The sequence below is a fragment of the Nonomuraea maritima genome (assembly GCF_900100395.1).
Taxonomy (GTDB): Bacteria; Actinomycetota; Actinomycetes; order Streptosporangiales; family Streptosporangiaceae; genus Nonomuraea; species Nonomuraea maritima.
In genome coordinates this window covers 46,051-64,004 of the sequence record NZ_FNFB01000039.1, presented here as the reverse complement: position 1 = coordinate 64,004, position 17,954 = coordinate 46,051, and the positions used below count along the sequence as shown (strand labels likewise).

At 72.4% G+C, this 17,954-nt stretch carries 20 protein-coding genes; 8 read left to right on the top strand and 12 right to left on the bottom strand.

What is annotated here, in order from left to right:
• From BLR04_RS36090 to BLR04_RS36075, 4 genes are all read left to right on the top strand, one after another.
• A partial coding sequence (locus tag BLR04_RS36090; protein WP_143022366.1) for an RNA-guided endonuclease InsQ/TnpB family protein occupies positions 1-794 on the top strand: 794 nt, incomplete at its 5' end.
• Positions 795-839: 45 nt separating this feature from the next.
• The gene (locus BLR04_RS36085; protein ID WP_245740909.1) at positions 840-2,546 is read left to right on the top strand and encodes a tetratricopeptide repeat protein; all 1,707 of its coding nucleotides are present in this window, start codon (positions 840-842) and stop codon (positions 2,544-2,546) included.
• 42 nt (positions 2,547-2,588) lie between these two features.
• Entirely contained in the window at positions 2,589-3,038 is a 450-nt protein-coding gene (locus tag BLR04_RS36080) for a hypothetical protein (RefSeq protein WP_143022365.1), read from the top strand.
• A gap of 113 nt (positions 3,039-3,151) precedes the next feature.
• Positions 3,152-3,916, top strand: coding sequence for a hypothetical protein (locus BLR04_RS36075; protein ID WP_143022364.1), 765 nt, complete (start codon positions 3,152-3,154; stop codon positions 3,914-3,916).
• Positions 3,917-3,920: 4 nt separating this feature from the next.
• Here BLR04_RS36075 and BLR04_RS36070 read toward each other — a convergent pair whose 3' ends face one another.
• The 3 genes from BLR04_RS36070 to BLR04_RS36060 all read right to left on the bottom strand — a co-directional run bounded on the left by BLR04_RS36070 (position 3,921) and on the right by BLR04_RS36060 (position 6,141).
• Positions 3,921-4,460, bottom strand: coding sequence for a YbgA family protein (locus BLR04_RS36070; protein ID WP_090773666.1), 540 nt, complete (start codon positions 4,458-4,460; stop codon positions 3,921-3,923).
• A 63-nt stretch (positions 4,461-4,523) separates the two neighbouring features.
• Entirely contained in the window at positions 4,524-5,156 is a 633-nt protein-coding gene (locus BLR04_RS36065; protein ID WP_090773665.1) for a DUF47 domain-containing protein, read from the bottom strand.
• Between the two features lie 28 nt (positions 5,157-5,184).
• Positions 5,185-6,141, bottom strand: a complete 957-nt coding sequence (locus BLR04_RS36060; RefSeq protein WP_245740908.1) for an inorganic phosphate transporter — start codon at positions 6,139-6,141, stop codon at positions 5,185-5,187.
• Between the two features lie 251 nt (positions 6,142-6,392).
• Here BLR04_RS36060 and purU point away from each other — a divergent pair, with 251 nt between their 5' ends.
• Entirely contained in the window at positions 6,393-7,247 is an 855-nt protein-coding gene (gene purU, locus BLR04_RS36055) for a formyltetrahydrofolate deformylase (RefSeq protein ID WP_090773664.1), read from the top strand.
• Positions 7,248-7,292: 45 nt separating this feature from the next.
• Here the strand turns inward: purU and BLR04_RS36050 are convergent, their stop codons facing one another.
• The 4 genes from BLR04_RS36050 to BLR04_RS36035 all read right to left on the bottom strand — a co-directional run bounded on the left by BLR04_RS36050 (position 7,293) and on the right by BLR04_RS36035 (position 11,049).
• Positions 7,293-7,700, bottom strand: coding sequence for a DUF6223 family protein (locus BLR04_RS36050; protein WP_090773663.1), 408 nt, complete (start codon positions 7,698-7,700; stop codon positions 7,293-7,295).
• A gap of 147 nt (positions 7,701-7,847) precedes the next feature.
• Positions 7,848-8,195: a VOC family protein gene (locus BLR04_RS36045; protein ID WP_090773662.1), complete on the bottom strand. Its 348-nt coding sequence runs from the start codon at positions 8,193-8,195 to the stop codon at positions 7,848-7,850.
• Between the two features lie 4 nt (positions 8,196-8,199).
• Positions 8,200-8,988, bottom strand: coding sequence for a helix-turn-helix domain-containing protein (locus tag BLR04_RS36040; protein WP_090773661.1), 789 nt, complete (start codon positions 8,986-8,988; stop codon positions 8,200-8,202).
• 3 nt (positions 8,989-8,991) lie between these two features.
• Positions 8,992-11,049, bottom strand: a complete 2,058-nt coding sequence (locus BLR04_RS36035) for a prolyl oligopeptidase family serine peptidase (RefSeq protein ID WP_090773660.1) — start codon at positions 11,047-11,049, stop codon at positions 8,992-8,994.
• A gap of 281 nt (positions 11,050-11,330) precedes the next feature.
• On the opposite strand from BLR04_RS36035, the gene BLR04_RS36030 reads away from it, so the two are divergent.
• Positions 11,331-11,837: an HNH endonuclease gene (locus BLR04_RS36030; RefSeq protein ID WP_090773671.1), complete on the top strand. Its 507-nt coding sequence runs from the start codon at positions 11,331-11,333 to the stop codon at positions 11,835-11,837.
• A 42-nt stretch (positions 11,838-11,879) separates the two neighbouring features.
• Complete coding sequence (locus tag BLR04_RS36025; protein WP_090773659.1) at positions 11,880-12,713, top strand: GNAT family N-acetyltransferase; 834 nt, start codon at positions 11,880-11,882, stop codon at positions 12,711-12,713.
• Here BLR04_RS36025 and BLR04_RS42915 read toward each other — a convergent pair.
• Both BLR04_RS42915 and BLR04_RS41080 read right to left on the bottom strand, forming a co-directional pair.
• The gene (locus tag BLR04_RS42915) at positions 12,671-13,069 is read right to left on the bottom strand and encodes an SbtR family transcriptional regulator (protein WP_425413470.1); all 399 of its coding nucleotides are present in this window, start codon (positions 13,067-13,069) and stop codon (positions 12,671-12,673) included. The two genes, BLR04_RS36025 and BLR04_RS42915, sit on opposite strands and share 43 nt — an antisense overlap.
• A 4-nt stretch (positions 13,070-13,073) precedes the next feature.
• A complete protein-coding gene (locus tag BLR04_RS41080; protein ID WP_176903455.1) occupies positions 13,074-13,271 on the bottom strand; it encodes a TetR/AcrR family transcriptional regulator in 198 nt (65 codons plus the stop codon).
• A gap of 84 nt (positions 13,272-13,355) precedes the next feature.
• Between BLR04_RS41080 and BLR04_RS36015 the strand changes: the two genes are divergently transcribed.
• Complete coding sequence (locus BLR04_RS36015) at positions 13,356-13,559, top strand: FmdB family zinc ribbon protein (protein ID WP_090773658.1); 204 nt, start codon at positions 13,356-13,358, stop codon at positions 13,557-13,559.
• Positions 13,560-14,285: 726 nt separating this feature from the next.
• On the opposite strand, the gene BLR04_RS36010 is transcribed toward BLR04_RS36015, so the two are convergent.
• The 3 genes from BLR04_RS36010 to ilvD form a co-directional block, all read right to left on the bottom strand.
• Positions 14,286-15,344: a serine hydrolase gene (locus tag BLR04_RS36010; RefSeq protein WP_090773657.1), complete on the bottom strand. Its 1,059-nt coding sequence runs from the start codon at positions 15,342-15,344 to the stop codon at positions 14,286-14,288.
• 70 nt (positions 15,345-15,414) lie between these two features.
• Complete coding sequence (locus tag BLR04_RS36005) at positions 15,415-15,915, bottom strand: helix-turn-helix transcriptional regulator (RefSeq protein WP_176903454.1); 501 nt, start codon at positions 15,913-15,915, stop codon at positions 15,415-15,417.
• Between the two features lie 197 nt (positions 15,916-16,112).
• Complete coding sequence (ilvD, locus tag BLR04_RS36000; protein WP_090773655.1) at positions 16,113-17,951, bottom strand: dihydroxy-acid dehydratase; 1,839 nt, start codon at positions 17,949-17,951, stop codon at positions 16,113-16,115.
• Positions 17,952-17,954: the final 3 nt, after the last annotated feature.

Here is a 17,954-nt window from a genome sequence, read left to right as displayed (position 1 = left end):
ACGTGGCTGTCGGGATCGACCTCGGGATCAAGGTCCTCGCGGTGATGGCGGACAGCGCCGGCGAGATCCGCACCGCGCCCAATCCCGGGCACTACGAGCGGGCGCGTAAGCTGCTGCGCCGCGTGTCCCGGATCGTGTCCCGCCGTCAGGGCCCCGACCGCGGGACCGGCCGCAAGCCGTCCCGCCGGTGGGAGAAAGCCAACGCCCAGCGGAACAAGATCCACCACCGGGTGGCGAACCTCCGCGAAGACGCTCTGCACAAGCTCACCACCGCCGTGGCCGCCGAGTACGGCACCATCGCGATTGAAGACCTCAACGTCGCCGGCATGCTCCGTAACCGGCGCCTCGCCCGCAAGATCGCCGACGCTGGATTCGGCGAGATCCGCCGCCGGCTCACCTACAAGACCGCCTGGGCGGGTGGCCGGATCGTCGCGGCCGACCGCTGGTACCCCTCCTCCAAAACCTGTTCCGGGTGCGGCGCGGTGAAAGCCAAGCTGCCGCTGCACGTCCGGACCTACGCATGCGACGCCTGTCACCTGGTCCTGGACCGGGACGACAACGCCGCTCGCAACCTCGCCGCACTCGCGGCGACCTGCAGTACTGGTACCGGAGTGGCCGGAGACCAGGACACCACCGATGTGGTGTCGAAGCCTCGCGGAGCCGACCAGAAGACCCGCACCACCCGTACCCGCCGCAAGGCGAGCGCGGGGCGGGCAGGGGGCGCAACCCTGCCGCACCCGCGGCAGACAGAAACGAGAGACCGTACTCAAGCCGAGCCTTTGACGCTCTGGTGAAGGGACGGACCTCCCGGGCCGAAATGCCCGGGATGCTGAGAGTCCTTGAGACTCAAAGCAACGGTGACCCACCGCACCGTCCACGGCGAGCCGCCCGGTGCGCCGGGGGCCGCGCGGCTGCTCCTTCCGTTGATCGACGCGCATCGCGGGCCGTGCGGCCCCTACATCGTCGCGGCTGCTCTCCTGCGTCACCTGGGGCCCTTGGAACGTTCCAGACAGCTGGTGGCGGCCCACGACATCGAGATCAGGGCGGCCGCGCCCGAACTCGCGGCGACGGTCCGGGCCGGGCGCGGCACGATCGACGACGGGCTGGCCGAGGACGAACGCATCCTCGTGCCCGCTCCCCGGCGCACGCTGCGGCTGGCGAACGGGCTGGCGGAGTTCGTCCGCGACGCGGTGCCACCGGGGTCGCGGATCGTCGTGTGCAACGGCGCGCACGCCGACCCGACCGACACCGAGCTGCTCGACGTCATGATGCGGCGCATCCCGCCCGCCACGCTCGCGATCAGCGTCTACTCGGCGGGCCCCGAGCCGCCGTCGGACACCCGCGACGCCGCCGAGCTGTGGGCGGCCGTCGACCGGTGCGTCCGCGAGGGCTTCCTGCACGCCGCGGCCGAGCTGGGCGAACGCGGCCTCGCCCGGACGGAGCCGGGCGGCGACCTGTGGTGGCGCTTCGCCCACCGGACGGCGACCGCGCTCGGCGGGCTGGGCCGTACCACGGAGGCGTGGGCGGTGTGGGACCTCGTCCGGCTGACCAGCCAGGACCCGGCGATGCACGCGGCGGCGGCGTACGGCAGCGCGATGCTCGACGCCCGCCACCCCGACCGCGCACGCCGTGACCTGGCCAGGGCGAGAAGGTGGCTGAACGCGGCCATCGCGATCTCCACCCTGCTGCCCGACCCGGCCGAGCGGGCGTTCAAGCTGGGGTTCGACCGGAACGGCCTGGCGCTGGTCGAGCTGCGGCACGGACGACTGGACGCGGCACTCGCGCTGGTCGAGTCGGCCATCGAGCTGGCGCGCGAGCTGGGGACCCGCCACCCGCTGCACCGCATGGTCCTGCTGGCCAACCGGGTACAGCTGCTGGCCGCGATGGGGCACGTCAAGGAGGCGCTGGACGACTACGGCGCCGCCGTCGCCATCGACCCTGAATTCCCCGACCATCTGCTCGAACGGGGCAACCTGCTGTTCCGGCTCGGCCGGTACGACGAGGCGCTGGCCGACTTCGAGCGAGCCGTGCGCGCCGGGCCGCCGCTGCCGGAGGCGTACTACAACCGGGCCGAGGTGCGCACGGTGCTGGGTGACACCGAGGGGGCGCTGGCCGACCTGGCGTACGTGATCGAGCTGGACCCCGGCTACCTGGACGCCTACGTCAACCGGGCCGGGCTGCTGGCCGCGGCCGGACGCGACGACGAGGCAAGGGCCGACGTGACGGCGGGGCTGGCGCTGGCGCCCGGCGATCCGTACCTGCTCACGGTGCTGGGCCAGCTGGAGACGGCGGCGGGCCGGTGGGAGTCGGCCGGGACGGCGCTGGACGCGGCGGTGGCGCGGGCTCCGGAGCTCGCCGCCGCCTGGGGCAACCGGGGCGTGCTCCGGTACGCCGCCGGGGACCCGGCGGGCGCGGTCGCGGACCTGACGCGAGCCGTCGAGCTGCAGCCCGACCCCGACCTGTACGCCAACCGCGCCGTGGCCCTGCGCGACCTGGGCCGGATCGAGGAAGCCGAGCAGGACGAGCGGCGGGCCCGGACAGCCTGATGGGATCATTGGCCCCATGAGTGGGCGATGGGCGCGGGCGTCATGAGTGGGCGATGGGCGCGGGCGTCGGTGGTGTGCGCCGTGCTCGGGTTGTGGTGGTGGCTGACCGTGCGGCTGGCCTGGGCCGGTGTCGGCTGCGCCGACTGGGGCTGCCTCGTGCCGGCCGTCGGGCTGGTGGTCGTGCTCAGCGTGGCGCTGGTGGCGGGGTCGGCGTACGCGCTCGAACGGGTGGGCGTACGCCCAGGCCGTCGGGTGGCGCTCACAGCGGCCGGGACGCTCGTGGTCATCCGGCTCGCCGGCGAGTCCCTGCCGTCCTGGCCCTCCCCTCTGGCAACCGCCGCCGCAGTGAGCGCGGCCTTCGCGTCAGCCGGTGCGCTGGCGGCCTTCCTCACGGACCGACGTGCGCCCCGACGCCGGCGCATCGCAGCCCTGACCGCCGTCCTGGCCCTCCTCCCAGCCGCCCTCGCCTGCGCCCTGACAAGAGGCCTGTGAAGCAGGCCGCCCTGCCCCTCCCCGTCGGCAGACTCGGCGACGCTCAGGTCTCCCCGTCCGGGAAGTCGGTGACCGTCAGATCGGCGGTTGTCACGGGCACTACGGTGGGGTGCGTGGGGTTCAATGATCTGATCGGGAAGCTCGATCACAGCGCAAGTGTCCAGGCGGCCGGCATCAGCCGCGGTTACAGCGGGCCGCCGGCCCGTCAGGTGAGCATCACCTCCGGCCTGACCCGCCTGCGCTGCGCGTCCCTGCTCAAGCCCCTGTACGCCTGGGTGAGCGCGCCGAGGACGCCCGAGGAGCGCTGGCGCGCGTACGCCGAGCCCGCCGTCGTGATGTCCTCCAACACCGACACGCTCGGCCTGTGGCTCGGCGTCGGCCCCCGCGTCATCCTGCGCGACATCGGCGAACGCACCGGCGTGCACTGGACGCTGCCCAACGGCGACCCCTCCAGGTTCGGCTCCGTCGAGGTCACCGCCGCCGAGGTGGCGGCGGCCTACGCGGTGTTCGGGCAGGCCGCCGCCGCGGGCGACCCCGTGGCGGGCGAGATCCTCGGCTGGATGCGGCAGGTGCCCGACTCGCAGACGTTCGGCGCCCGCGAGGCGACCCGCTCACCGGAGGCGGCCGTCAAATGCGGCTGGTACGGCGCCCCCGACGAGACCACCCTGCGCACGCACGCGGTGGCGCTGCTGCCGCGCGGCGGCACCAGAGTCACCGTCGTCGTCGCGATGACCGCGCTGCCCTACACCGACCTGGGCGAACGCGAGGCGTACCGGAGCCGGGTAAGCACCGGGCTGCCGGTGGAGGACGAGCACGACAAGGTCGCAGGAGAGGTGCTGCGCGGCCTGATGGGGGTGACGGCCGCCGAGCTGGCGTAACGCGTCACCGCCGGTCGAAGGCGACGTCGTCGAGCAGGCCGTAGGGGAAGGGCGACAGGAACGTCTGGTCGCGCACGTACCGGCGCGACTCCCCGGCGGCGTGCCGGCGCAGCAGCGCGGTGGCCTCGCGGAGCGAAACCCGACCAGCCGCGTAGGCGTCGATGGCCCGCAGCACGTCGTCCCTGGGGGAGGGTTCCAGCCGCAGCATGCCGAGGCAGTGCTGCAGCGCGTTGACGTTCTTGCCGACGGTGACCTCCGCGGCGAGCGCGCGCCGGAACACCTCCGCGTACTCCGCCGCCACCCGCTCGCGCGGCCGGACGCCGGCGGCGGCCACCATGCGACCGGCCGCGCGGTAGAGCTCCGGGTCGTGCGCGAGCAACTGCATCTTGTGCCGCGCGTGGAAGGCCACCAGGTCGCGCGGTCGCCACTCGCCCTCCAGCAGCGTACGGAGCCTGGCGTGCGCGAACACCCGCTCCAGGAACCCCTCCCACAGCGCCGGGTCACGCGGCGCGCTCACGCGGCCGGCCGGTGTGCCGCGCCTCATACCCTCATTGCAGCGCGACGGTGCGGCGCCGGGCAACCAACCGCGGGGAGATCAAGAAGGCCGTCAGCGTTTCATCGCGCCGTCGGCGATCGCGTCCGCCGCGTCGCCGATCGCCTTTCCGACGATCTCGAGGCGGCGTACGAGCTCGCGTTCCTTCATGGCCTCCGCCGTGATCTCCCCGGAGTAGATCCGCGCGACCTCGTACTGGTACATCCTGCGGATCCCCGCCCCCACCTTCTTGGCCGCCCGCGCGCGCGGGACCAGCACCGACGGATGCGAGCCGAGGTCGCGGACGGCGCCCTCCAGCGCCTCGATGCCCGCGATGGCCTGGTCCACCATGGGGGAGAAGCGGGTCTGGTCGGGCACCCGGTACAGGTACGACTCGCGGACGAAGTCGCGCAGCGAATCCAGCACGTCGTCGATCGAGCGCGAGAGGCGGAAGAGGTCCTCGCGGTCGATGGGCGTCACGAGGGCGTTCCGCAGCCCCTCGACGAGACGGCTGCGTTCCCGGTCGCCGGCGTGCTCGATCGAGCGCATCCTCTCGTGCGCGTCCGTCCTGCCCACCTCGCCGCTGATCATGGCGGCGGCGAGCCAGGCGCCGTCCTTGGTGGCCTTCAGCTGTCCGAGCAGGGCGTCGGTGAGCGAGCGGTCCATGCGGCCGGCCATCAGGTCGCGGATGCGGCGCAGCCTCTTCATGCCCCTCCCTCCCGTGGCGCTCCCGCGCTCACGTCACGTCCAGGCCCGCCAGTCCCTTCACCAGCAGGGCGAGACACCACCCCAGCAACGCGCTGCCCGGCAACGTCAGCAGCCAGGCCGCGGCGATGCGGGTGGCGGCGTACCAGCGGACCTTGCCGCTGGCGTAACCCACGCCCGCGCCGATGAGGCCGCCCGCGATGGTCTGGCTCATGCTCACCGGCATGCCGGCGGCCGTGCAGCCGAGCACGGCCCCCGCCGCCGACCACTCCGCCGCCACGCCGTGCGGCGGCCTGGACGCGATGAGCTCCCGGTCCAGCAGCCGGCCCGCTCTCGGCAGCCCGTACATCGCGCCGAGCCCGAACAGCACGGCCGCGAGCGTCGTGAACGCAGGCCGCGCCTCCGTGAATCCCAGTGCCACCATGAAAATCGCCAGCATCTTCTGCGCGTCGTTCACCGCGTACGCGACGCCCTGCAGCAGGAAGCCCGCCCAGTGCGGACGCCACAGCCCCGCGGCCGTCGTCGTGGCCGTCAGCAGCCGGATGGCGCCCCAGCCCAGCAGCCCGCCCACGATCGGCGCCGCGACCCCGAACGCCAGCACCTGCGCCACCGACCGGTACGAGACCGGCAGCCCCCACCCCATCCCGGCGCCCGTCATGCCGCCGACGACGGCCAGGGTGAGGCTGGTCGGCCGCCCGGTCATGCTGAGCACCGTCACCACGACCAGCGCGGCGACGACCGCGACGGCCATCGCGGTCCGGCCGCCCGGCGCCTCGAACGACGCGAGCCGGGTCACGAACGTCAACGCCACCTTGTCGGTGACCAGCGGCATCGCCGCCACCAGCACCACGAGCACGGCGATCCCCGTGACCGGGCGGATCGTGGGCAGCTTGACCCCCGTCGCGAGCAGAGCCCCGCCGTCGTTCATCCCTGACACGACGGCGAACAGGCCCGCGATCACGGCCAGCACGACGACGTCCAACGACACGTGCCCCATCCCGTTCCGCCTTCGGAAGGCGGGGCTCGCTCCCGCGGCCCCTGGCGGTCGGACCCTCCCCTCACCGAGAGCCGATGTCCAGGCTGATCGACTACCCCGGATCGGAGGAAGAATCCGGGGGTGCCGCGTCCCCCGTGCGGTGCGCGCCCCGGTACGCTCGACCGCAGGCGCCCGCCCCGCGAGTCCCCCAGGATCCGGCCGCGAGAGCCCCCGAACGTCCCACACCCGCGAGAGTGAATGCCATGGCCGGCTCCGCCGAGTACATCCTGACGCTGTCCTGCCCCGACCGCCCCGGCGTGGTGGCCGCCGTCTCGGGCCTGCTGGCCGGGCGCGGCTGCAACATCACCGAGAGCGAGCAGTTCGGCGACCAGGTGGGCGGCCGCTTCTTCATGCGCGTGCAGTTCTCCGGCCCGCCCGGCGAGGACGACTTCAACGCCGCTCTGGCGGCGCTCGCGCCCGAGTTCGACATGGAGTTCACGCTGCGCGACGTGGCGCGCAAGCCGCGCGTGCTGATCATGGTGAGCAAGTTCGGCCACTGCCTGAACGACCTGCTCTACCGCGTCCGCTCCAAGGCACTCGACATCGAGATCGTCGCCGTCGTCTCCAACCACCCCGACCTGCGTCCGCTCACGCAGTCGTACGGCATCGACTACCACCACCTGCCGGTCACGCAGGAGACCAAGCCCAGGCAGGAGGCCGAGGTGCTGGCGCTGGTCGACCACTACCGGGCCGACCTCGTGGTGCTGGCGCGCTACATGCAGGTGCTGTCGGAGGACCTCTGCGCGAAGCTGGAGGGGCGGGCGATCAACATCCACCACTCGTTCCTGCCGTCGTTCAAGGGCGCCAAGCCGTACCACCAGGCTCACGCCCGCGGCGTCAAGCTCATCGGCGCGACGGCCCACTACGTGACGTCCGACCTCGACGAGGGGCCGATCATCGAGCAGGAGGTGGCCCGGGTCGACCACAGCCACTCGCCCGACGACCTCGTGGCGATGGGGCGCGACGTCGAGTGCGTGGCCCTGGCCCGCGCGGTCAGGTGGCACACCGAGCAGCGCGTCCTGCTCGACGGCCACAAGACGGTCGTCTTCCCCCGCTGACCTCGACGCCGCCCCCGTACGGCGAGGCTTCCTTCCGCGCGCGCCTCAGGCGGTCGTCGGCGGTCGGACGGTCGGCCCGGTGCGGCGGGAGCGGGCCAGGCCCACCCCGCCGACGACCGCGCCGACCAGCCCGAGCACCAGGGCCACGGCGCCGCCGAACACCCCGTTGCCGGTGCCGAGACCACCGTCGGCGACGGCCAGGTTCGCCGCGCCGTTGACCGCCGCGACCAGGCCGCCGGCCAGGGCCGCGACGGCCCCCTTCCGCCCGCCGACGCCGGTGCGACGGCCGGACCGCAGCGCCTGCCGGCCGACGACCACCGCGCTCAACGCCACCAGCGCGGCCACACTGGCCCAGACGCGCGCAGGGGTGCCGAGGAAGGTGTCGACGCCCTGGCCGGCGCATTCCCCGGGCGTGGTGCAGATCGGCGTGGCCAGCGCAAGCAGGACGGACATGAGGCGCTCCTCGACTTCCTACGACGGGACGCCTCGAACTATGTCGGCCGAACCCGTCGCCGGCCATCCTGCTGGGGGCGGGGGCTTCTCGCTACCGCGGACGCCGTACGAGCTGCCGCGTCCGCGGTGCCCCCAGGTCGCTGCCCGTCACGGGCGGTAGGTGCCGAAGAACCACGGGTTGCCCTGCGGGTCCTTGCAGGCGTACTCGCGGGAGCCGTACGGCTGGTCCGTGAGCTCCATGGTGATGACCGCGCCGGCGGCCTTCGCGCGGTCGTGGTGGGCGTCGACGTCGTCGACGGCGACGTAGATGCCGGGGCCGCCCGGCGTACCCCGTCCGATCATGATCATGTCGTCGCCGACGAGCAGCTCGGCGTGGTTGACGGCGCCCTGGTCGTCCTTCGACGTCTCCTGGACGCCGAACCCGAACGCGGCGGTGAGGAAGTCGAGTGCGGCCTGGCAGTCGTGATAGCGGGCGAGTGCGTAAACGGTGCGCATGACCTCAGGATGCCCCGCCCGAGCCCCCCGGTCTTGGACGAATCTGACCAGGGGTCGTGTCGCCGAGCGCCCGGAACTCCCGGTTCATGTGCGCCTGGTCGTAGAAGCCGCAGGCGGCGGCCACCCCAGCGATCGGCGCACCCGAGCTGAGCAGCCGCCGGGCTCGCCCGAACCTGATGACGCGGGCCGCCGTCTTCGGCGGCAGCCCGACCTGGTCGTGGAAGCGCGCCACGAGATGACGGTGGCTCCAGCCCAGCTCCGCGGCCAGCGCGGACGCGCTCACCCGCCCGCCCGACTCCAGCAGGCGCGCCCACGCCCACGGCACCTCGGGACGCAGCTCGGGAGCCGCGGCGAGGCGCTCGCGGAGCAGCCTGTCGGTCAACGCGAGCCTGTGCCGCCACGACGACGTGCCGGCCAGCCGTTCGACGAGCTCGTCCGCCGGCCCGAGCAGGTCGCCGGCCGGCAGCACCTCGTTGGTCAGGTGCCGCATCGGGACGCCGTACAGCCGCCGCGCGCCGAACGGCGTGAGCAGCACCTCCACGCCCTCGAGCGGCCCCGCCGTCCGCGTGACCGTGAACCGGTCGCCGAGCCCGCTCGTGAACGCCGTCACCCGCCGCCCGCCGGCCTCCATCGACGCGCCGAACGCCAGCACGAGCACCACCCCGGCGAAGGCCGGCTCCGACCGCGTCACCGGAACGGCGTAGTGCTCGCGGAACGCGTACAGCCGTGTCACGTACGGCCGCAGGGCAGCGCTGGGGGCGGCCTCCAGCAGGACCGGACCCAGCGCGCCCATGATCTACAGCCCGGTGTGCTCGGCCAGGAACGTCAGCTGGTCGGCCGACAGCTCCGCCGTACGGCTCACCGCCCGCGCTCCGTGCCCGACCTCGGCCTCGTTGCGCAGCAGCACCGGCCGGTCGGAGGTGGAGGCGTGCTGCAGCGCCGCGCACATCTTCCACGCGTGCAGCGGGTGCACCCGCGTGTCGGACTGGAACGTGGTGAACAGCGTCGCCGGGTAGGCCACAGACTCCTTGACGTGGTGGTACGGCGAGTAGCCCCGGAGCCAGCCGAACTGCTCGGGGTCGTCGGCCGAACCGTACTCGACGTTCCAGGTGGCGCCGAGGCCGAACTTCTCGTACCGGATCATGTCGAGCAACGGCGCGGAGCAGACCACGGCGGCGTACAGGTCGGGGCGCTGCGTCAGCGCGGCGCCCACCAGCAGGCCGCCGTTGGAGCCGCCCGAGATGCCGAGCTGCTGCGGCGTGGTGATCCCGGTGGCGATGAGGTGCTCGGCGGCAGAGTGGAAGTCGTCGAACACGTTCTGCTTGTGGGCGAGCATGCCGGCGCGGTGCCACTCCTCGCCCTCCTCGCCGCCGCCGCGCAGGTTGGCGATGGCGTAGACGCCGCCCGCCTCGACCCAGGCCAGGATCGACGCGGAGTAGCCCGGCGTCATGGACAGGCCGAAACCGCCGTACCCGTACAGGATGGTCGGGCGCGGGCCGGTGGTCTCGCCGACCGGAGAGATGATCAGCATCCGGACGTCGGTGCCGTCCTTGGACCGGTAGACCACCTGCTCGGTGCGCACCTCCGGCACCTCGACGGCGCCGGGCGAGGCAGCCCAGAGCGTGGTCTCGCCCGTGCGGGCGTCGTAACGCTGGATCGTGGGCGGCGTGGTGTTGTCGGTGTAGCTGAACCACGCCTCGTGCCCGCCCTCGGGACGCTCCGCGATGCCGCCGATCGAGCCGAGCCCGGGCGTCGGCACCTCGCCGAGGCGCTCGCCGCTCTCGAGGTCGTGGACGGTGATCTCGCTGATCGCGTGGCGGGTCCAGCCCACCAGCATGACCGGGCGCTCCAGGTCGTCGAGGATCGCGAAGTCGGACAGCACCGCCTCGGGGTCCTCCGGGATCAGGTCGCGCCACGCCTCGAACCCGGGCGTCGCCGGGTCGGTGACGCACACCCTGCCCCTCGGCGACTCACGGTCGGTGTGCACGTAGAGGCGGCCGTCGCGCCCGAACACCAGCCCGGTCTGCGCGTCCACGCCCTCCTGCACGACGCGCAGGTCAGGACGGTCGATCGGCGACGCGGTCAGGTCGGCGACCCACAGGTCGTTGCGCGGCGCGGTGCCCTCGTGCGCCGACACCTGCAGCCAGTGGCCGTCACGCGAGACGGAGACGCCGTAGTAGTTGGTCATCTTCAGGCCCGCGCCGAAGATCATCACGTCGTCCTCGGTCGAGGTGCCGACGCGGTGCAGGTAGACGCGGCGGTGGAACTGCGTCTCGTTCTCGGGCACCTCGGTGCTCGGCAGCCTGCGGACGTAGTAGAACGCCTCGCCGCCGGGCAGCCAGGCGACGGGGGAGTAGCGGCAGCGGTCGATCGGCCCCTCGACCCGCACCCCGGTGGCGACGTCCACGATGTAGAGGATCGACTCCTCGTCGCCGCCCACCGAGATCTGGTAGGCCAGCAGGCGGCCCTCCTTGTCGGGCTGCACCGCGTCGAGCGTGGTCACACCGGACGGGTCGATGGCCATCGGGTCGATCAGCGCCCGCTCCGTGCCGTCGGGCTCGACCACGTAGTAGACGGCGTGCTCCTGGTCGGGCGTGCGACGGGAGTAGAAGTAACGCCCGCCGCGCCAGGTCGGGACACCCACGGCCCCCGAACGCAGCAGCTCGGCGATGCGGCTCTTGAAGCGCTGCGTGCCCCGCCGCTCGGCGTACAACTCGGCCTGCGCGAGCAGCCATCCCTTGGTGTCGGGGCTGTCGGCGTCCTCGAGCCACCGGTACGGGTCGGGAACAGAAGTGTCATGCAGGACATCAGTGATGTTTTCGCGTCGTGCGCTCGGGTACGGCTCTCGCGTCATGCTGGAACCCTATGCCAACGGGGATGCGTAAAGCGCTGGTAGAGGGGGCATAAAACGTACCGTGCGTCCCTCCAGTCATCCCGGTGTGAGCTATTTGGGGTGGCGGGGACCACGGTGCAAGCGCCAAACTTGGTGACAGGACGGTGCCGTGGTGACCATCCGCTGGACCGTCCGGCGGAGGTCCATGTGACGGAAGCACGAGTGCCCCAGGAGGGGCCGACAGCCGGGACATGCCACTGCATGTCCCCTTTGATACCTGCGCGGCAGGGGGCGGCCCGATGATGCGCCAAGTCCTGCTGCTCAATGCCACCTACGAGCCGCTGACCACCCTCTCGCTCCACCGGGCCATCGTGCTGGTGCTGCGGGAGAAGGCCGATGTCGTCCACCGCGACGGGCGGGGCGCCGTCCTGCGCTCCGCGAGCCGCACGCTCGACGTGCCTTCGGTGATCAGGCTCCGCAGATACGTCCGCATCCCCTACCGATCCCGTATCCCGTTGACCAGGGCCGCCCTCATGCGGCGCGACGACTACCGTTGCGCCTACTGCGGGCAGAAGGCCGAGACGATCGACCACGTCATCCCACGATCCAGGGGAGGCCCCCACACGTGGGAGAACTGCGTGGCCTCGTGCGTCTCCTGCAACCACCGCAAGGCCGACAAGTACCTCGAAGAGCTCGGGTGGACGCTGCTCGTCAGCCCGGCAGTGCCACGGGGAGCCCACTGGCGGCTCATCGGGGCCTCGCTCATCGGTGACCCGCAATGGGCCCCCTACCTCGAGGCCGCGGCCTGACCGTTTGAGTGCGGGCCCACGTGCCTGACAGCATGAGCAGGCATGTGGGCCTTCACCTCTGTCGTCGAAGAATACGCGGCGGTCGCCGAGCCCTTTCTGCTCGGCGACCCCGTGCGCAACACCGTCCCGCTCACCGTCCTCGCCGACCTGCGGGCCGGTCTTCCGGTGAAGGACCCGCTCCTCGGATGGTGGACGTCCGGCGGGGAGCTCCGCGGGGCGGTCTTCCGTACGCCGCCGCATCCTGTGGGGCTGTTCGCCGTGCCGGTGGAGGCGGTGGCCCCTCTCGTGGAGGCGCTCGACGGTGACCTTCCTTCGGCCGTGGGCCCGCCGGAGGTCGCCGCCGAGGTCGTCCGCCTGCTCGGGCCGCCGTCGAGGACGGTCTCCGAACGGCTCTACCTCCTGGAGGAGCTCGCCGTCCCCGACGTGCCTGGCCGGGGACGGGCGGCCGTCCCCGGTGACTTCCCGCTGCTGGTCAGCTGGTACCACGCCTTCGGCCTGGAGGTGGACCGCGGCGACAGCGGCGACGTCGTCGAACGCGTCGCCCGCCGCTTGGCCGCCCGCGAGCTCTTCATCTGGGAGGACGACGGCGCCCCGGTCTCGTTGGCCGCCCTCTCCGCGCCCTGCGGTGGCGTCTGCCGCATCGGCCCCGTCTACACCCCCCCGTCCCGCCGCCGCCGAGGTTACGGCGCCGCAGTAACCGCGTACGCCAGCCAATACGGCGTTGACCACCACCACGCCCGGATAGTCCTCTTCACCGACCTGAACAACCCCACCAGCAACGCCATCTACCAATCCATCGGCTACCGCCCCGTCACCGACTACACCCACCTCACCTACACCAATCCCCGGCCACGCGACCGCGAAAGTACGGCCTGAGGGCGGCACGGAGTAGGGCGTGTCCGAGGGCACGCGGAGTGCGGGATACAGCCCGGCGGTCGGGCCGGTGCCGCCGTGCGCGGGCGGATGCCCTCCAGGGCGAGGGTGATCAGGCGCTCCGCCTCGTCCGCGCCCGTGTCCTGCGCGGCCAGGGAGATCGCGTTGACGAGGGTCAGCAGGTCGGCCATGGCCACGTCCGGGCGCACCGCGCCGACGTCCACCGCCCGACGACGCAGGGCTCGCCCGCCGCGGTGAGCATCGTGCTGCGGCCCTCGCTCGCTTCCGGCGGTGTGCGCAGGATCGACGCCGCCAGGCCACGGGTCGTCGTCGAGTACGCCGCGACCTCCCGGAGCCAGGTGCTCAGCGACTCGAGGGGTCAGGAACGGCGCGCAGCTCCTCGGCGCGGTCGCACAGGGCGTGGACGCGGTCCGTGAGGACCGCCTGCAGCAGCGACCAGCGTGACGGGAAGTGGCGGTGCAGGGCCGCCGAGCCCACGCCCGCGGCCCGGGCGACCTCAACACCGCACGGCCAGCAGAGCGAACGGCAGGTGCGGTGCAAGAGGCGACCTTTGGTCAGCGGGTGGGAACGGCGTGCGTGTCGGGGCGGTGTTGTCTGTGATGGGGGTGCGGTTACCCTGGTGGCATGCCGCGTTACGACTTCCGCTGCCGCGCGTGCGGCTCGACGTTCGAGGTTTCTCGCCCCATGTCGTCCTCCGACGACCCGGCGCCCTGCCCGGAGGGGCACGACGACACGGTGAAGCTGCTGTCCACCGTGTCCATGACGGGCAGCGCCGCAGCCCCGCGTGCAGGGGGCGGCTGCTGCGGCGGCGGCTGCTGCGCCTCCTGACCCCCAGGTTGCCGCGCTCCTGACCACCCGGGAGACGCCGTCAGTCTCCTGAAAGCGCGAGACGCCACCAGCGTCCTGAAAGGGCGCGTCAACGGCCTTGGCCGGTGGTGTTCGCCGTTACGCCACGATGGTGGGAGAGCTGGCCGGCGACCAGCGGAACCGCCTCGCCCTTTCTGATCTGCCTCGGCGCACCTTGAAAGGCGCCTCTGCCCTCCGCAAGGTGCCTCTGCCCTCCCTCGCAAGGTGCCTCCAGAGTCCCTGAGAGACGGCTCCAACCCGCCCCGAGGCAGGATGCCGAGGAGGCCGGTGACGATGAGCCACATGCGGTGGCCGCCCTCGTGACGGTTCCGCCAGCCGCTGGCGGCGGCTACCCGGCCTGCCTGCTTCTTGTCGGGCGGCTACCCGGCCTGCCCGCTCCTCGTCGGGCGGCTACCCGGCCTGCCCGCTCCTCGTCGGCGGACACCCCGGCCTGCGCCCGCTTCTTGGGCGGCCTCTGGCCGACGTCGCGCGGCTCCGGCGACCAGTTCCGGTGACCACCGCGGCGATCCCCGCTGGCAGGGGTGCCTTCGCCCACCCCCGAAGGGTGTTTCTGTCCCTTGTCCTGGGGCTGCGCCGACCTCTGAAAGGGGCCTCACTCACCCTTGCGAGGTGCCACTGCCCCCTCTTGCGAGGTGTCTGTGCCTCCCTGAGACGGCTCCACCCACCTGAAAAGGCGCCGCCCTCTCCCTAAGGAACGCCCATCGCGGTGGTGGGAAAGGCTCCTCCGCCAGGGGCCCCGGCTGCGGCGTAGAAGACACGTCCGTCCGTTGGGGCGGCCGGACGTGGGGTGGGGCCAAGGCGGGTCCAAGGGGGTGGGAAGGCTTGGGGGGCGACGAGGCGGCGGGACACCGCGCGCCGTACGCCCACGTCGACGATCTTCTCCTGGGCCAGCGACCGCACCGCCAGCCGGGCGAGCCGGCCGACGGTGTCGACGCCCGTGCGCATGTCGGGGCTGCGTTCCGACAGGACGGCGACCAGGAGTTGGTGCCCGCGCACCTCGACCCGCCCCACGCTGTTGACGGTCCAGCGCCCGTCGTGCATCGCGGTGGGCAGCCACCCGTTCTTGACCGCCACCTCACCCGCCCGTACGGCGTTGCCGACACCCCACGCCTGTGACGGCACGACCGACGACATGAGCCCCAGCGCGTAGCGCCGGTCGCGGGGCGGCAGCGGACCCCACGGGTCGGTGAGCCGCTCCAGCACCGTCACCTGGTCGGACGGCAGGCTCATGGTCCACCCCCAGGACGTGCCGGGACCCGGCCGGGTACGGCGCACGCCCAGCCGCCGCAGGGCCAGCGCCAGCCCCTTGCGCCCGCCGATCGCCTCGTACAGGTCACGCGCGGAACCGTTGTCGCTGTAGCGGATCATCCGCGAGGCCAGCCGCCGCTCACGACCGGTGAGCCGCTTGCCGCGTCTGTCCAGCAGGAACGCCAGCAGGATGTCGACCTTCGCCACGCTCGCCAGCATGAACGGCGCCCGCTCGTGGAAGGCGTACCTGATGCCGGTGGTGCGGTCGTACAGGGCCAGGGCCGCCCGGCCGGGGCGGTGGCGCAGGTAGCGGCCGAGCGCCCGGTCGAGCGCGCGCTGCTGGGACGCGGGCAGCGCGCCGTGCGCGCGCTGCTGGGACGTGGGCAGCGCGCCGTGCGCGGAGGAGGGCCGCGGGCGCGCCGTCGAGCCCGGCGGCCCGGCACAGCCGGGCAACACGACCAGCAGGGCGGCGATCAGCGTGAGCTCCCGGACGCGCATGTGCGGGAGCCTGCCAGCCGCCGCACCAACGGCCGGGGTCACCTCCGGTCAAAGCTCGGCCAGATCGGCCTTACGCCGCCGCGGTCGTGCGGCGCTTGCGCCGCTGGAACGGCAGGAACCGGTCGGCTAGATGTGGACGGGACGGCATGAGCGTCGGCTCGACCGCGATGATCCGGTCGAACCGGAACGCCCGGATCGCCCGGCGCATGCGGCACACGCCCACGAGGTACCAGTATTCGCGGTGGACCAGGCAGGTCACCGGCTCGACGTCGCGCGCGGTGACCGCGCCTGAGGCGTCGCGGTAGTGGAGCCGGATCATGAGCCGGCTGGTGATGGCGTCGGCGATGAGCCGCGCCCGGGAGGCGACGTCGGTGGGCAGCGGCTCGGTGAGGGTCGTGAGGGTGGCGGCGATGACGTCGTCGTCGAGTTCCAGATGCTGGAGCGCGTGCTGCAGGCCGCGTCTCGCGGTGGCGGCCTGGGGGCCGGTTCCGAGGTGGGCGAGGGAGAGGGCGAGGGCGGCGATCTCGGCGGTCGTCAGCGGGCGAGTGTCGTGCTTCACGACTGTCGTCATACCCAAACTTTACCCAGGCCGACCGACATTTTTCGAAAACGTGTGCGGACGATCAAGGGGCGGAGCAAAGCCCGTACGGCAGGCGGGAACCCAGCCATCGGCCGTCATTCTTCGGAAGCGATGTGCGGACGATCAAGAGCCGCGCGAAGCCCGTACGGCAGGCGGGAACCCCAGTCGCCTGCCGTACGGGACGAAGATCAGCGGGACAGCTGCGACAGGTCGCGGGAGGCGCCCGTCGAGGCCGACGTCGTCATCGCGGCGTAGGCCTGCAGCGCCACGCTCACCGGCCGGTTGCGGTCGCGCGGACGGTATCCGCCCAGCTCGGTGAGGATCCGCTCGCGCCGCGCGGCCAGCTCGGCCTCGGGCACCCGCAGCTCCATCGACCGGTTCGGGATGTCGATGTCGATGATGTCGCCGTCCTCGACCAGCGCAATCGTGCCGCCCTCTGCGGCCTCGGGCGAGGCGTGGCCGATCGACAGGCCGGAGGTGCCGCCGGAGAAGCGTCCGTCGGTGACGAGGGCGCACACCTTGCCGAGGCCCTTGCCCTTGAGGAACGACGTCGGGTAGAGCATCTCCTGCATGCCGGGGCCGCCCTTCGGGCCCTCGTAGCGGATGACAACGACGTCGCCCGCCTTGACGCGCCCGCCGAGGATGCCCTCGACCGCCTGCTCCTGCGACTCGAACACCACCGCGGGCCCGCTGAACTTCCAGATCGACTCGTCGACACCGGCCGTCTTCACCACCGCGCCGTCGCGCGAGATGTTGCCGTACAGGACCGCGAGGCCGCCGTCGGCGGTGTAGGCGTGTTCGATGTCGCGGATGCAGCCCGCCTCGCGGTCGAGGTCGAGGGTGTCCCAGCGGTTGTCCTGCGAGTAGGCCTTCACCGTACGGACGTTGCCGGGCGCGGCGTGCCACAGCTCTACGGCCTCGGGCAGCACCGACGGGGAGCGGACGTCCCAGGAGGCCAGCAGGTCGCCGAGCGTGCCGCCGTTGACCGTGTGCGTGTCGCGGTGCAGCAGCCCCGCGCGGTCGAGCTCGCCCAGGATGGCCGGGATGCCGCCGGCGCGGTGGACGTCCTCGACGTGGTACTTGTTCGTCGCGGGAGCGACCTTGCACAGGCAAGCCACCCGCTGCGAGATCTCGTTGATCTCCTTGAGCCCGAAGTCGACGCGCGCCTCGCGGGCGGCGGCCAGGATGTGCAGGATCGTGTTGGTCGAGCCGCCCATCGCGACGTCGAGCGCCATCGCGTTCTCGAACGCATCGCGGGTCGCGATCGAGCGCGGCAGCACCGACTCGTCGCCGTCCTCGTAGTAGCGGCGGGTGATCTCGACGAGCTGGCGGCCGGCGTCCTCGAACAGCGTCTTGCGGGCCTTGTGGGTGGCGAGGATCGTGCCGTTGCCGGGCAGCGCCAGGCCGATGGCCTCGGCGAGGCAGTTCATCGAGTTGGCGGTGAACATGCCCGAGCAGGAGCCGCAGGTCGGGCAGGCGCTCTCCTCCATCTCCAGCAACTCGGCGTCGGAGACCGAGTCGTCGGCGGAGGCGATCATCGGGTCGATGAGGTCGAGCTTCTTGCCGGGCGTCTTGCCGGCCTCCATGGGGCCGCCGGAGACGAAGATCGTCGGGATGTTCAGCCGGAACGCCGCGAGCAGCATGCCTGGCGTGATCTTGTCGCAGTTGGACACGCAGATCAGGGCGTCGGCGCAGTGGGCCTCGACCATGTACTCGACAGCGTCGGCGATCAGCTCGCGCGAGGGCAGGGAGTAGAGCATGCCGCCGTGGCCCATGGCGATGCCGTCGTCGACCGCGATCGTGTTGAACTCGCGGGGGATCGCCCCCGCCTCGCGGATCGCCGCAGACACCACGTCGCCGACCTCGCGCAGGTGCACGTGACCCGGGACGAACTGGGTGAAGCTGTTGGCCACCGCGATGATCGGCTTGCCGAAGTCGCTCCCGGCTACGCCGGTCGCCCGGAGCAGGGCCCGGGCACCGGCCATGTTCCTGCCGTGGGTGACTGTACGTGACCTGAGGGCGGGCATTGG

Excerpts from the sequence above, each read along its gene's own strand:
- BLR04_RS36080 (WP_143022365.1), top strand. The coding sequence starts at position 2,589 with ATGAGTGGGCGATGGGCGCGGGCGTCGGTGGTGTGCGCCGTGCTCGGG.
- BLR04_RS36070 (WP_090773666.1), bottom strand. The coding sequence starts at position 4,460 with ATGAGGCGCGGCACACCGGCCGGCCGCGTGAGCGCGCCGCGTGACCCG.
- BLR04_RS36065 (WP_090773665.1), bottom strand. The coding sequence starts at position 5,156 with ATGAAGAGGCTGCGCCGCATCCGCGACCTGATGGCCGGCCGCATGGAC.
- purU (WP_090773664.1), top strand. The coding sequence starts at position 6,393 with ATGGCCGGCTCCGCCGAGTACATCCTGACGCTGTCCTGCCCCGACCGC.
- BLR04_RS36050 (WP_090773663.1), bottom strand. The coding sequence starts at position 7,700 with ATGTCCGTCCTGCTTGCGCTGGCCACGCCGATCTGCACCACGCCCGGG.
- BLR04_RS36045 (WP_090773662.1), bottom strand. The coding sequence starts at position 8,195 with ATGCGCACCGTTTACGCACTCGCCCGCTATCACGACTGCCAGGCCGCA.
- BLR04_RS36040 (WP_090773661.1), bottom strand. The coding sequence starts at position 8,988 with ATGGGCGCGCTGGGTCCGGTCCTGCTGGAGGCCGCCCCCAGCGCTGCC.
- BLR04_RS36035 (WP_090773660.1), bottom strand. The coding sequence starts at position 11,049 with ATGACGCGAGAGCCGTACCCGAGCGCACGACGCGAAAACATCACTGAT.
- BLR04_RS36030 (WP_090773671.1), top strand. The coding sequence starts at position 11,331 with ATGCGCCAAGTCCTGCTGCTCAATGCCACCTACGAGCCGCTGACCACC.
- BLR04_RS36025 (WP_090773659.1), top strand. The coding sequence starts at position 11,880 with ATGTGGGCCTTCACCTCTGTCGTCGAAGAATACGCGGCGGTCGCCGAG.
- BLR04_RS36015 (WP_090773658.1), top strand. The coding sequence starts at position 13,356 with ATGCCGCGTTACGACTTCCGCTGCCGCGCGTGCGGCTCGACGTTCGAG.
- BLR04_RS36010 (WP_090773657.1), bottom strand. The coding sequence starts at position 15,344 with ATGCGCGTCCGGGAGCTCACGCTGATCGCCGCCCTGCTGGTCGTGTTG.
- BLR04_RS36005 (WP_176903454.1), bottom strand. The coding sequence starts at position 15,915 with ATGACGACAGTCGTGAAGCACGACACTCGCCCGCTGACGACCGCCGAG.
- ilvD (WP_090773655.1), bottom strand. The coding sequence starts at position 17,951 with ATGCCCGCCCTCAGGTCACGTACAGTCACCCACGGCAGGAACATGGCC.